Genomic DNA, 13057 nt, shown 5'->3' on the forward strand with positions numbered 1-13057 from the left:
CGGCGGGGCTCGGCCGCCTCCCGGGGCCGTGGATCGCCGTAGCCTGTCCCTCGTGGAGGGCGTCGACCTCGAGGCCCCCGGTGCCGAGTGGGACGGGCACGTCCTGCTGCTGCACGGTACCGAGGACGAGCGGCGGGCCGGGCTGACCGCCTGGGTCCGTCGCGGGCTGGACCTCGGCGAGAAGGTCGTCTACGGCGAGGTGCCGTCCCGGGTGGAGGACTCGCTGGTCGCCGTGCTGGAGGCGCGCGGCCTGGACGCGGCGGCGGCCGTGCGCGAGGGGCGGCTCGCGGTGCTCCCGCTCGAGGACCTCCACCCGCCGGACAGCGAGGCCGTCGTCGTGGACGCGGCGCTGGCCGAGGGGTTCGCGGCGGTGCGGATGGCGGCCGAGGCCGGGGCGGCGCTGAGCAGCTCGTCGCTGCGGGCCCGCCGGGGGTTCGAGCAGCGGGTGGACGCACTGACCCGGACCCGGCCGGTGAGTGCCCTGTGCCAGTACGCGCAGGCCACGACCACGGGTGCGCGACTCGACGACGCCGTCGCCGTGCACCTGACCGGGGTGCGGCAGGCGACCCTCAGCACCGGCCCCGACGAGCACGGGCTGGTGCTGCGCGGTGAGATCGACCCCACCAACACCGACGTCTTCACCGCCGTCCTGGCCGCCGCCAGCCGCCGTCCCTCCCGGTTGCTCCGCGTCGACCTGGCCGAGGTCGGGTACATCGATGCCGGCTCGTGCTGGCGGCTGGACGACGCCACCCGTCGGTTCCGGTCCGGCGGTGGGGAGGTCCTGCTCGTCGCGCCCCAGCCGGACGTCGCGCGCACCATGTCCCTGCTGGAGGTCGACGAGCTGCCGGGGGTCCGGATGGTGGGAGGACGGTCATGACCGCCGCCGCCGGACAGAGCTACCTGCACTCCGCGCTGCTGTACGGCTCGACCGAGGAGCTGGTGGCCGCGGCTGTGCCGTTCCTGGCCGACGGGCTGGCCGCCGGGGAGTCGGTGGTGCTCGCGTGCCGGGAGGACCGCAACCGGCTCGTGGCCGAGGCCCTCGGCGGCGACGACCGGATCACCCTCCTGGAGCCGGCCGCCGTCTACACCCGTCCCGCGCAGGCCCTCGCGGCCCAGCGACGGATCACCCGCCGGCACGCGCGCTCCGGGGTGCCCCGGGTCCGGGCGCTCGCCGAGGTCCCCGTGGGCGACGGGCGGGAGAGCTGGGCGGAGTGGACCGGGTACGAGGCCGCCTGCAACATCGCGCTGGCCCCGCTGCCGCTGTCGGGCGTGTGCGCCTACGACACCCGCACCCTGCCCGAGCCGGTCCGCCTCGGCATCGAGCAGACCCATCCCGCGCTGCTCACGCCCGGCGGCCGCTCGCCCAACGACCGCTGTGCCGATCCGGCCACCGTCCTCAGCCGGACCGCGGTCAGCAGGCCGGACCCGGTCGAGGTCACCACCCCCGCCCTCCGTCTGGACGACCTGACCGACGTCAGCCGGCTCCCGGCGGTGCGCGCCCGGCTGCGTGACCTGCTGGCGGCCCCGGGACCGCACCGGCACCGGCGGACGGACTTCGCCGCCGCCACCACCGAGGTGCTCGCCAACGCCGTCCGGCACGGTCGCCCACCGGTCACCCTCCGGGTGTGGACCCCGCCGACCCGGCTGGTGTGCACCGTGACCGACCGCGGGCCCGGCTTCGACGACCCCCTGGCCGGATACGTCCCGCCGGCGGACGACCCACGACACAGGGCGGGCCTGTGGCTGGTCCGCCAGTCCTGCGACACCCTCGAGGCCGACCGGGACCCGGCCGGGTTCACCGTCCGCCTCACCACCTCCCTCCTCGCCTGAGGCGTGCGAGCACCGGGGCACGGGCCGGGCACGCCGGGACCGCCGCCCCGCTGAGCCACGAGGCGCAGCGGCGGGCACCGACCGCGCCTCCATGATCTCGCCCCATGTCGCTCCACTGACACACAGCGATGACGCGCCCAGGGGGCCTTGCCACGTGCCTCCGGGCCCCGTTGTCTGCTGGGACCGGGGGTCGTGAGGCGGTGCCGCAAGAGGGGGAGCGCGGGATGCCGATCTGGACGGTGCAGATCACTGGCGGCGAGGACGAACGAATCGAGGCCGGGCTGCTGGCAACGGAGAGCGGAGCCCTGGTCGCGCTGTCGGAGGAGGGCCTGATGACCCGTGCCTGGGCGCCGGGCCAGTGGCGCACGGCCCGGCAGGTGACTGGCGTGGATGCCCACCCGGCGGGCCAGTCGGAGGAGGACAGGCTCCTGATCGGGCTGCGTCGCGGCTGACGCGGCCCGCGTGCGGGCTCGTCCTCGATGCAACGGCGGGGACGTCGCCCGCCGGCCCGGGCGACGAGGGCCATCGAGCCTGTCGCGTCAGCGGCCCTCGGACCGGGGTCGCCAGCGCGCTGTGGCTCCTCAGGCGTGCCTGCTCGGCGTCCCTCTGCGCGCGTCCTGCCACGGCGCGGTAGGTCTGGGCGCGCTCGGGCCTGCCCCTCGACAGCGGCGTCCGACGCCGGCCGCTGCAGGTCGCCGCGACCCGGACCTCGGTCCCGGCCCGGCAGGAGTGGAGCGCGCCCGCCGGACCGCGTGCCGGTGTGCACTCTCCGGCGGGGACTGCCCTACGCGGGCACGACGAGCTGGCGGCCCGCGTCGACGGCGACCAGACGACCCAGGCCGTTCCCCCGAGGGGGAACGGCCTGGTCATCGGGGTGGAGCTGAGGGGACTCGAACCCCTGACCCCCACACTGCCAGGGCGGCTGGTGGGGGTCCGCGGACGTCCGCCGTTGTCCATTGCTGCAGCTCAGCGTCGTATGTGGCTACCAGGAGACCCCTGCGGACGACCGTGAACGACCCGGCTTGGCCACCACCGTGGCACCACGCGGAGGCCGTTTGACAGACGAGCGAAGCACACCGCAAAGCATGGGCCGGGATGAGTCCGACAGCGACTTTGCGGACAGTCGTTGCTCGCGCAGTTCCCGACTTCCACCCCCGTAGTCGCCATGCCGGGAGGCGACGATGGCCAACTGCGCTCAGCCCACGGCTCGCGTCCACGGTCCCAGTTGAGGCAAGGCCCCCGCGGACAAACACTCACCCCGGCGATCCTGCAGGCCAGGAACACCGGGGTGAGTTCCTGGCGCTGGCTACTGAAGACCGAGCTGGACGTCGGTGTAGCCCACGTTGACGTACACATCCACCACATCAGCCGGTGCAATGCCTCGGAGCGCGTACAGCTGAGAGCCCTTGGCGCGTGGCTTGAGGTCGCTGATCTGCGCGTCGCTGACCTTGCTGTTGAGGTCACCGCCAGTGGCGCTGTACGCGTCCGGGTTGCTGTCGTCGGTCTCGTTGAGCACCTCCACCAGGCTCTCGAGTTCGACCTGCGTCCCGTCCTTCGCGACCACAGTCACCCCGCCGAGGTACGTCTCCTCGCTGCTGTTGTTGGTCAGGGCGACCTGCACGAGCGTCACGTCTGCGTAGGCGCCGCCAACGCTGCTGAGGTAGTCGGCAACCTCGCCGGCCAAGGACGCCGAGGTCGGCGCCGGCAGAGCCAGCTCGATCGCGACCCCGTCCTCCGACGTTGCGCTGTACGCGCCCGGGCCTCCGGTCTTGAGCGTGCTTGACGGCGACGCGACAGGAGCGGCCGAAGTGACCGGCGCGTCCTTCGCAACCGTGTGGGCCTGCTCCAACTTCGCAAAGCCGGCGTCCATCGCCGCGCGAAGCGCCGGCAGGTCGGCCTCACCCAGACCGCCGACGGACACGATGTGGACGTTGTGGCCCAGGCGGTTGATGCCGAACGCGAGCTCGAAGGGGAACGCCGAGATCTGTCCCTTCATGCTGATACCCAAGGTGTCGTCGCCGTGCTCGGGCACGTCCAGCTCGCTGACCTCGAGCGTCGCCGGCTGTCCTTCGACGGAGAACGTCAGTTGCCCGCAGCCCTCGATGATGCCTTCGAGCTTGTCGAGGCCGTCGTTCAGAGCGTCCTCGTCCTTATTGGAACTGACGAACTGCCCCAGGCCGCTGATAGCATCCTCACCGGCGTTAAAGCTTCGCTCGACCTCGGCGGCGAGGTTGCTGTCACCGACGCCGGTTGTATCCAGCTTCTCGAGCTCGGTCGCGCACTCGGACGTGCCGAAGTCGGTGTCGCCGTCGCCCTCATCGGTTGAGGAGTCGAGCAGATATCCGGCGGGCAGGTCGGCCGGGTTGAGGAGCACCGTCGACAGCTGACCGGCGGTCAGCACGTCGCCTGGGCTTGACTCTCGTCCGCCGCCGCCCGAGCCGTTGGACGAGCCGCCAGAGCCTCCGCAGGCCGTCAAGGCCAAGGCCAGCAGGACAGCAGCGGCTCCACGGCCACGGCGGACGGAGAGCCCGGCGGTCCTCCCGAGCAGCAGACGACCGAAGCGACGGGGCTTTCGGACAGTGAACGGCGTCGTGACTGTGCGTTTCATGTGATTCCCCACGCTCCTTGGGATCGGCACTCCACGCACGCAACGGCACCTGTCGACAGCCGTGCGGTGAAAGACGAGCACCCTGCCCCAACCACGACCGATACCTGGGTTCCTGCGGGTCAGCGGCCGACCGATCGAGCGAAAGTCGGACTGCCAGCTGTGGAAGATGCGACCGAAGGAGGCAGGGAACGCGAGGTCCGGCCGCACGACAGCCGGCCCGCTGCGGCAACGCTGCCGCCTAGGAACGAGTCAGGCCGCCCTCCGGATGGAGGACGGCCTGATCAACGGGGTGGAGCTGAGGGGACTCGAACCCCTGACCCCCACACTGCCAGGCCGTCATGATCGCGTTCAGGGCGGTTCACCGGGGTTCCGTATGTGGCTCGACCTGAACGTTTGGACGGCGACGAACCTCGACGTTCGACCTCGAACAGCGTCAACTGCAACCAGAACTGCAACCACCGATGTCGACCGGCTCCCGTCTTCAACACGGCCCTGACCGTTCTTCCCGGGCCCTCCAGTCGAGGAACCGAAGGGGTCCCCCTTCGTTCACCCGGAGCATCCAAAGGACGGCGGACGGTCTACCCCTCATCGTGCGACCGCCAGAGGTACGCCGAGTTGAGGCCGGGCAGCGTCCGCCAGCCGATGCACGCCCCGATATCACTGAAGGCGTCGTCCATCCGTGCGACGACTGCCTCAGCCATGTCCGCAGCCAAGTGCGCCGCTTCTCTGCCAGGGTCGATGCCGCTGGCATGTAGCCGCTCGCGAGCCTGCGCGTCGTCATGGACGAGGTAGTTGCGCCAGGTACTCAGCCAGCGCAGCGTTCCGACCGTCTCGGCATCGAGGTCGCGGGCGCCCGGACCCCCGATGGCTCGGGGCGCCGCCTGCCAGCGGGCCACCCAGCCGCCTCGACCTTGCGGCTCAACCTCGGCGAGGTGGTAGGCGCGGTGGATCCAGCCCTCGGCGGCGGCCTGCGCCAGCACGACGGTCTCGACCACCGCGTCGAGCTCGCGGAGGCGCCGCTCGTGGCGCTCCGTCTGAGCGGCTTCCGTCGCGCGTACCCGCGCCTGATGGGCCGTCGCACAGGCCCGGCGGTAGAGCATCGCTGCTGCGAAGAAGCCGGCCGGCATTAGCTCGATCGCACTGTCGTCAGACACTGCTCCCCACATATCCGTGGGCGTACACCCAATGCCAACCGCCAACCGTCTCGGAAGAATCGCCATACCGCTTCCGCGCCGCCGGGCCGACCGCCCCGCCGGGGGGACTGCCGGTGGGGCCAAGTCTTCCAAGCTGGCCATGCCGGTTCGATCCCGGTCACCCGCTCCACGCATAACCGCAGGTCGGCCGGCCTGTTAGATCGTCTGGAGGATCACTGAAGGACCCTCCGGAAGACCCGTTTGAACCCTTTCAGAGCCCGTGTGTGCCGCTGCGTGGGTCACGAATCGGTCACGCCGCTCGGCCGAAACGGCCCGGTGAGCCCCTATCGGACCTGCTTTCCGGATGGCGCGACCCAGATGGGGCACGCGCGAACTTGTACTGATCAGTCGCCGCGACTCGTGAACGTCCCGACAGCTTAAGAGGCTGACGTCAACCGGCCACCCCGACGGGACCTCCCTCTCCCCCACCTGCGAGCCCTGCGGGCCACAGGAGGCCGGTCATCTCCCGAACGTCATGGCGCAGCCTCAAGCCAAGCAGCGAGGGGTCGGCCTCCGAAGCACGCTCGTGTGACAGCACCAAACGGCCAGTCACGGATTCTCATGAATCTCTGCGACAGTCGGCCCGATTGATCTCTTTCAGAACCAGCCACTCCGCGAGTCCCGACCTGCTCGTGCTGCAACACGGGCTCGTCGCGGGACCAGAGCAGCACCGCCGAGGCCCGCGAAACCGGAATGACCTTGCCGATGCAAGCGGCCCGTACAGCGCGCCCAGTAGGTCCAGCTAGGCGCGGGGTTCCCCAGGGCCATCCGACGCAACTTCTTGACTGAACGGCGAGGACCCCTTGCCCAGTTGACGCTGTCGACTACGGGTCAGCTTATTTTGCTTCAGCCGCTGGCCAATCTGACCCCGAACTGTCGGGGTGCTCTTGCCGCCTCGGTGAGACAAGACAGCATCGATAAGGAATTCGTGCAAGGTCTTCTCATCGACAGGGGAGAGCTGCACGTGATAATACACATACAAAGACACTCGCCAGAGGATTATACTGAAGGGACCGGCTCGCATGTGTCGCTTTACGAGACCGCTTACCACTCCAGGCCATCCCGGCTCTTGCATGTCAAGCGCCAGGAAAGCGCCCATTGAAGCGCCTCGTGGGTCGGCAGCCAGATCACCGCTTCCCCCGAGCCACTCCAGGGACTTCATCAACTTGCGACTAGACAGGGTTGACGAGATACCCGTAATAGCAACCAGCGCGCTCATCAAGGCCGCGAAGTCGTCCTTCGTGAAGTCGTCACTAGGGTCCTCGAGGCTAACCTTCTGCGCCCGCGGCTCCGTGGATCCAGATCGTTCGTCGAACAGGCGGTCATGTAGATCGTCGGTGAACGCCCGGAAGTGGTCGTAATCGTAGATTGTCTCCGCAAGGAGGCCCCAGCGCAACAGTAGGCGTTGGAGTACCGAACGCTTCAGAGCGAGATTCGTAATGGAGTCAGAGTCCCGAAGCACGGTCGAGACCAAACCGAGAACACTGCCGAGTCGAACGTATTCTGGCGCTTCGTTGATGCGATCTAGTGGGAACGGGTTACGATCCACGTTCTCAGCTCGCACAAGGGAGTCGTCATCCTCTTCATCATCGGACCCAGCGTCTAGCTCTGGAACGTCGAGAGCGGTCAGCAGTTCATGGATCTCTGACCCCCGAGCGTCTTCCTTTCGACGCGCCCCGAACACCGTTTCACGTGGAGCCGGGAGATCTCCATCCTTCCCCAGAAGCCCATCGAGAGAATGCAGCAAGTCACTATCATCTCGCTGCAACGCCGCGTAGTGCCTCAAGATCGGCGAGTAGTACAGTGGTCGACCGAGCAAATGCGCCTTGAAGGATGCTGATGACATCGCGCGATGAGCGGCAAACAGATACAAATAACTACTTTGACTAAACTTGATCAGTCCACTGGACTTCGTTAGAACGCGCCTGCTTCTCAGGTTGTCAAGAACCTCCCCCGCGTCTTCACTCCAGTCCCGCGACTCGAAAAACTCCCTCAGAAAGGATCGGACGAGATCTTCATCCAATGCCCCTTGTTCTTGCAGGGTGAAGTACTCGGCAAGGTGTGCCAGGAGAGTCGCGCGACCGTGAGCATCAATGCTGAGTCGCGCGTCCTCGTGAATGTCTCCACGGCCAAGCAGTAGGTTCACGTAAGCGTCCAGTAGGGCGGTTCCACTATTTGCGTGGAATACATCTTCCCCAAAGAGCAGGGCACTTATGAGAAGACTCAGCGTGAACGGTGTTCGAGGAAGGTGCTCATCTTGGATGATTTGCAGCGCCTTCTCGCTCAGCTCCCCGGCCTTGCTTGGCGCAACATAGCTCGCAAGGAGCTCGGCATCCTTATAGCCGAGGCGGCCGACGTAGCGAAGCGCGAAGTCGACACCGGCGTCGGTCAGGCGTCTACATATTTCGATCTCAACTCCAGTTGTGCAACCGAAGATCGCCAGCTTGCAGTTCTCTCTGCTGATGTCCTCGAGCACTCGCCGAAAGATCGATACCGGCTTTGAGTATGAGTTGTCGAGGGCTACCGAATAGTCGGGAAGCTCCGCGTCCGGATTCTGCAGTCCGCCCGCTCCGTTGAGATATCGCCGGATCGCGCGCTGAAGAGGCCTAAGCCCTGAGTCCAACTGCTTCCAGTCGAGGACTACAGGCGCTTGATCCGGGGACAACTCGCTAGCTCGCGCCACCATCCATTCGAGGGCTGAGGTTATGCCCGAACTTTCGTCACCGCAAACCACGATGACACGATGTTGCATCAGGTCTGCCTCGGCATCGCAACGCTCGTACCGATTGCCACCCTTGTCCGATGACGAGCGAGCAAACTCTTCATGTGTTACGGGCAAGAGGACGGGCGGGATCAAGAGCTCCGTAGCCGATCGACTGTCAAGATCGGGCATGTGGTCACCCAGAACGACCTCCCGACGCACCCTATCGGACAAGTCGGTTATAGCGATGTGCGGAGCCTTGGCCTCCTGGCGCTGGCGCTCTAAGTCAACAGAGGAACTCGGCAAGAGAGAATTCAGGAAGTTCGGAAGGTCGCTGTAAGACTCGCCGTAACTCACCGGGAAGATGCGCTCGTCGATAAGCCTTCTCGATAGTGACTCGAGGTCGGGGTTCCTGCACAGAAGATAATGCCGAATGTCGCTGTGGCCGGCGTTGCTGCGCAGCCAGTCGCGCAGCGCCCCAACATTCAGGTCATCCAGCCCATCTCCGCAGCCCACGAAGACGAGGGACTTGGTCAGACCTAGGACTTTCTGAAGGACTTGGGGACCATCAGCGCCTCGGACTCGCTCGTACCCGTCGTAGCCGAAGACAATACTGTGCGGAGAGGCCCAGTCGCCATGGAGGTGAAGGACCGTACCGCTGCCGGGCTCAAATACGCCCGTGTGGGACATGACATCGACCCATGAAAGTGTTTGGAGTCCCGACACCTTCTCAATCAACGTGTCGTAATTTGTGGTCAGAATGGGAAGATTGAGCGCACATATCGCCTCAATGGCGGCAGGGTCCGCCACCTGAAGGTCTTTGAAGGCTCGGGTTAGCCAGTCGCGGAAGTTGGCATGATTCAATCCGCCCAACGCGCGTGTTACCTTCTGCGCTGCCGTAATGAGGCCGTCGATGTACCCCTCCTCGCCTTGCCGGAGGTCTTCAAGGACTGAGGTCGCCCAGCTGGGAGGAAGGTCTTGCCGCACCTCGGTCGCGTACGCAATGCCATCGCGAATAAGGCCTGACCAGCCGGCTACGGGAGCGCGCTTCGTAGCCGCGACAGAAATTCCCGAGCCGACAACGATTACTGCTCTGCCGCGAGCAATCGTTGTCCGCAGTTCGCCTTCGAGCATCCCCGTAGCCACCGGGCCAGCGTAGGCGCGAGGGCGGTGGCTGCCACGTAGGCGTCGGTGTCCCGGCAATAACTGGTGCATCCGGACCGCCGCTGCCTGCATCACGATCTGGAGTGGGGACCACGGCGCCGTGAGCAGCGCATGGAGCGCCAGCTGCGAGTGCCCCACCGGGCCAGGGCGATCGCCGATCCGGGCTCACAAGCAGCGGGACCAACCCGGGCCAGTCAGCGCTGTCGTGACCTCGGGCCGCTGTCGACGTGGCCTGTTGGCCTGCGCTGCCGGTTTTGTGCTCTGGCGTGCCTGGTCACAGACAGTGATGGTCGGGTACCGCCGTGCGTGGGCTGCACCAGAGGCGCAACGAGAAGCCCGCGCCGTACAGTCAGCGTGCTCGCCGGCACAGGTGGGTGCCGATTTCGCCGAGGACCGCTGGACGACCTCCATCCTCCGATGGGTGATCCAAGATCGCGAATCATAACATCTCTTGCACGCGGCGACGCACGGCGTCGACCGAGGGGAAGCTGTCCGCGCCCGCAAGGCATCAGGCCACCGAAACCGCATGCCGCCAGCTCCATCTAACCGTCACAACGAGTCGCTGACCCGACAGTGCATGAGGTGTGTTTCACTTGATCTTGCGGCTTCTCCAGTGACGGAGCACTCGCTGGGAGCGGCCCCTGGGCGGCACTCGGCGGTCAACCACCAGCCAGCCGGGTCACCAACCTCTCAGGTCAGTACATCTAGACCGTGTTCGAACGTGTCCAGCGTCTGGAGTACCGACGGCTCGAAGTGCCGCGGCTCGTTGAGGTCCTGTCCGGAGACACGTGGTGGCCAGGTCTGCAGTTCGCCTGGCAGCTGCGCGACGACCTCCGCGGATTGATGGCGGACGTCTCCTGGAGCCGGCAGCACGACTGGGGCCTGGGCCGGCACGTCGGCATGGTCCCGCCCGAGCGGCTGCGGATCCGTGCCTTGGAGTAGTCACCCGCTCGGGCGAACCGCTTTGGCGCTCGCTACTTGACCTCGGATACTTCGCCGACTGGAGACGCGCAAGACGGGGGACGTAGGCGGTGACGCAGACAGGGCATCCGCCTGAGACGCGCTGGTATCACACGCTCGCCGTACTCCTGATGCTCGGAGCCGGGCTTGCCTATGGCGCTTATCTCGTCTTCTGGCTGATCGACAAGAACACCTACGAACCCAGTCGACCGGCCGTCGACTGCTCGACCCCCGAGCCCGACATCGAGGACGAGTCCTGGTCCCGGTGGATGAACGCCTGCACCGAGCCCACGGGCGTCTTCCGGGACGGCGAGTGGTACCCGTTCATGGACGAAGACGGAGACGGCGACTTGGATCCCTTTGAACCGGGGGGCGGCAGCGGGATTGAGCCGGACGGCGATCTGGGCTGCATCAACCGCTGGGCCTGCTGACACGGAGTGTCTGTGAATCGCAGCACCTGCGCCCACCAGTCTCGGTGGCCGGACGGTCGATGTTGGCGGTGTCGGCGCAAGAAGTGGACGATCGGCGAGGCCTCTGGCGCAGTCTTCCTTCTGTACATGGCCGGCGCGATCGTCGTTGCAGTCATCGTCACCTTGGCGACGTTCGGCTGAACAGCTTCTTGTCGTGGGACAACTGGTTCGGCGACAACGGCGCCAGGGGCAATCCCTACTACGGCCCCTATGAGGACGGCTCTGACTGCGGCGGTCGCTACTGCTGAGGCGGAGTCGTGGTGGTGTGCTCGGTCCACTCCTGGCCGTTCCACCACCGGTAGGGCGCGAGCCCTTGGGGATCCGGGTAGAAGCCGGCTGGCGGACCGCTCGCCACGGGCGGCGCTGCGGGCTCAGGTGTCTTCGGTGCAGACGCGGCGGCGATGAACGACGCCGCCATCTGCGTCAAGGACACGCCGGGCTGCGGCGTCGTGGCCTCGGCGCCCTTGTGCAGGCTGAGCTGGTGGTTGCAGATGCGGCACTTCTTGGCGAAGGCCCGCATCCCCACCTCAGAGAGGCCACCTGTTGCGAGGGCCATCGACGTGCGTCCTGAGTTCCGCCCCAGGTTGGCCGCCCCTGAGTTGGTGCACTTCTTACAGTCTCGGCATCCCTGCTCGACACGCACTGCCTTGCCCACGTCCCGCCTCCGGTTCTCTCGTCCGAGCTCGGACAGTAGGTGAGGCGGACGGAGCGGTTTCACACTGACACGCTGAGATCACCCGGATAGGCGAGAGCGCTCCTCGGCGGCTTCTGCGCCAGTGAGCGACAGGGCCGCAGCACTCACTACGCCGCCCCGGGGAGACAACCGGGACGGCGCGGCGAGTGACACAAAGGAGACCTGGTGACCCAGGAGAGGCTGACCAGCTCCGCCTCCTCCCCGCACCTGTCGATGTAGACGTCTGTGACGGTGCCGTTCTCGTTGTCGAACCGAGCCACGTGCTCGTGTCCGAGTTCGGCCATCCACTCGTACTGTGTCGATCCCACTTCCAGGTTGTCTCGGTTTTGCGGAAGCGCTTCGGTCCGGCGTACTTCACCATCACGCCCGGGTTCTTGAGTCGCCTGAACCGGCCTCGGTCGCGCGAAGTCCACGTCTCGTCTCCAGATGCGCCCACGCGTCCGAGCCGTACTGCCAAGGGTTACGACGTGCCCGGGTCCGTCGCGACCTGCGCGGGCGCGGGATCACTGCGCAGATCGCCCGCATCGGCGCCGCGACTCCAGCGCCCGACTCGGCCGGCACCGCTGGGTCGTCGAACGGACTCTGGGCTGGCTGCTGTCCTACAAACGCCTCGCGTTGCGCTACGACCGCGCCGCTGTCGCCATCACTGCGCTGGCCCGACTCGCCGTCACGCTGATCTGCGCTCGCCGGCTCCCATGCGACTAATGCAACGTCTTCTAAGGCCGTCTCCAAGGACAGCTCCCCTGAAGCACGACGAGTACGCGCGACAGCCTCTGAGCCGGACGACCGACTACACGGTGTCATAAGACACCCTACTCATACTAGAGACCCACAAGATCAAGAGGGACACACCTCTTGCATCTAGGGTCCGGGAACTCGTGGTGACGAGTCACTTAAGGATCATCCGCAGTGTCAGTGGCATGGGAAACAGCGGAAGCCCCGGATACCGAGCGCGACAGCGTGAACGTGAGCGACAACGGCGGGAGCAGGAGAGCCGGCGTCGCCAGCGAGCCGAGCGAGGAGGAACCAGCTCGGCCAGGACGAGCGCGCCCGACGCCGCGGTGGCGTCCGGGCGCGAGCGACGGGCCGCGGCGCGGGCCTGTGGGTGGTGCGGTGGGGCGATCGCCCCAAAGAGTCGTGGACCGATCCCCCAGTGGTGTTCGGCCACCTGCCGGCATCGGGCCTGGGAGCAGAAGCGGGCCACGACGTCGGACCGATCCCCGGTCCAGGTGGTCGAGAGACTGGTGCAGGTCCGCGTCCCCCTGGCTCCGACGAGGCGGGACTGGCCACAGCTCCTCGAGGAGCTCGCCTGCCAACTCAGCGACAGTCGCGTCTACGACCGCGACCTGCCCGGGCTCGCTCGGCAACTGGAGAAGGTGCTGCAGGCCTACCGGCGGCGTGCACACCTGACCGGAGCTCCCGACGTCTACTGAGCCG

10 protein-coding genes and 1 pseudogene are annotated in these 13057 nt (G+C 66.9%); 7 read left to right on the forward strand and 4 right to left on the reverse strand.

The window, feature by feature from the left end:
* Window positions 1-52 precede the first annotated feature (52 nt).
* The 3 genes from ACI78V_RS06180 (at window position 53) to ACI78V_RS06190 (ending at window position 2282) form a co-directional block, all read left to right on the forward strand.
* On the forward strand, window positions 53-877 hold the full coding sequence (locus ACI78V_RS06180; RefSeq protein WP_456849952.1) for an MEDS domain-containing protein: 825 nt from the start codon (window positions 53-55) through the stop codon (window positions 875-877).
* The gene (locus ACI78V_RS06185) at window positions 874-1830 is read left to right on the forward strand and encodes an anti-sigma factor RsbA family regulatory protein (protein ID WP_456849954.1); all 957 of its coding nucleotides are present in this window, start codon (window positions 874-876) and stop codon (window positions 1828-1830) included. Before ACI78V_RS06180 ends, ACI78V_RS06185 begins: the two co-directional genes overlap by 4 nt.
* A 224-nt stretch (window positions 1831-2054) precedes the next feature.
* Entirely contained in the window at window positions 2055-2282 is a 228-nt protein-coding gene (locus ACI78V_RS06190) for a hypothetical protein (protein WP_456849956.1), read from the forward strand.
* A gap of 854 nt (window positions 2283-3136) precedes the next feature.
* Here ACI78V_RS06190 and ACI78V_RS06195 read toward each other — a convergent pair.
* The 3 genes from ACI78V_RS06195 to ACI78V_RS06205 all read right to left on the reverse strand — a co-directional run bounded on the left by ACI78V_RS06195 (window position 3137) and on the right by ACI78V_RS06205 (window position 9478).
* Window positions 3137-4438 carry a hypothetical protein gene (locus ACI78V_RS06195; RefSeq protein ID WP_456849958.1) on the reverse strand — a complete coding sequence of 434 codons (1302 nt, stop codon included), beginning with the start codon at window positions 4436-4438 and terminating at the stop codon, window positions 3137-3139.
* A 578-nt stretch (window positions 4439-5016) separates the two neighbouring features.
* Window positions 5017-5592, reverse strand: coding sequence for a hypothetical protein (locus ACI78V_RS06200; protein ID WP_456849960.1), 576 nt, complete (start codon window positions 5590-5592; stop codon window positions 5017-5019).
* 781 nt (window positions 5593-6373) lie between these two features.
* Window positions 6374-9478, reverse strand: a complete 3105-nt coding sequence (locus tag ACI78V_RS06205; RefSeq protein ID WP_456849961.1) for an SIR2 family protein — start codon at window positions 9476-9478, stop codon at window positions 6374-6376.
* Window positions 9479-10207: 729 nt separating this feature from the next.
* Here ACI78V_RS06205 and ACI78V_RS06210 point away from each other — a divergent pair.
* Both ACI78V_RS06210 and ACI78V_RS06215 read left to right on the forward strand, forming a co-directional pair.
* On the forward strand, window positions 10208-10438 hold the full coding sequence (locus ACI78V_RS06210) for a hypothetical protein (protein WP_456849962.1): 231 nt from the start codon (window positions 10208-10210) through the stop codon (window positions 10436-10438).
* Between the two features lie 89 nt (window positions 10439-10527).
* Entirely contained in the window at window positions 10528-10887 is a 360-nt protein-coding gene (locus ACI78V_RS06215; protein ID WP_456849963.1) for a hypothetical protein, read from the forward strand.
* 277 nt (window positions 10888-11164) lie between these two features.
* Here ACI78V_RS06215 and ACI78V_RS06220 read toward each other — a convergent pair whose 3' ends face one another.
* The gene (locus tag ACI78V_RS06220; RefSeq protein WP_456849964.1) at window positions 11165-11446 is read right to left on the reverse strand and encodes a DUF2510 domain-containing protein; all 282 of its coding nucleotides are present in this window, start codon (window positions 11444-11446) and stop codon (window positions 11165-11167) included.
* A 640-nt stretch (window positions 11447-12086) separates the two neighbouring features.
* On the opposite strand from ACI78V_RS06220, the pseudogene ACI78V_RS06225 reads away from it, so the two are divergent.
* Window positions 12087-12325: pseudogene (locus ACI78V_RS06225) on the forward strand (transposase); the annotation flags it as partial.
* Between the two features lie 539 nt (window positions 12326-12864).
* The gene (locus ACI78V_RS06230; RefSeq protein WP_456849965.1) at window positions 12865-13053 is read left to right on the forward strand and encodes a hypothetical protein; all 189 of its coding nucleotides are present in this window, start codon (window positions 12865-12867) and stop codon (window positions 13051-13053) included.
* Window positions 13054-13057: the final 4 nt, after the last annotated feature.

This window comes from Geodermatophilus sp. SYSU D00742, from assembly GCF_054049935.1.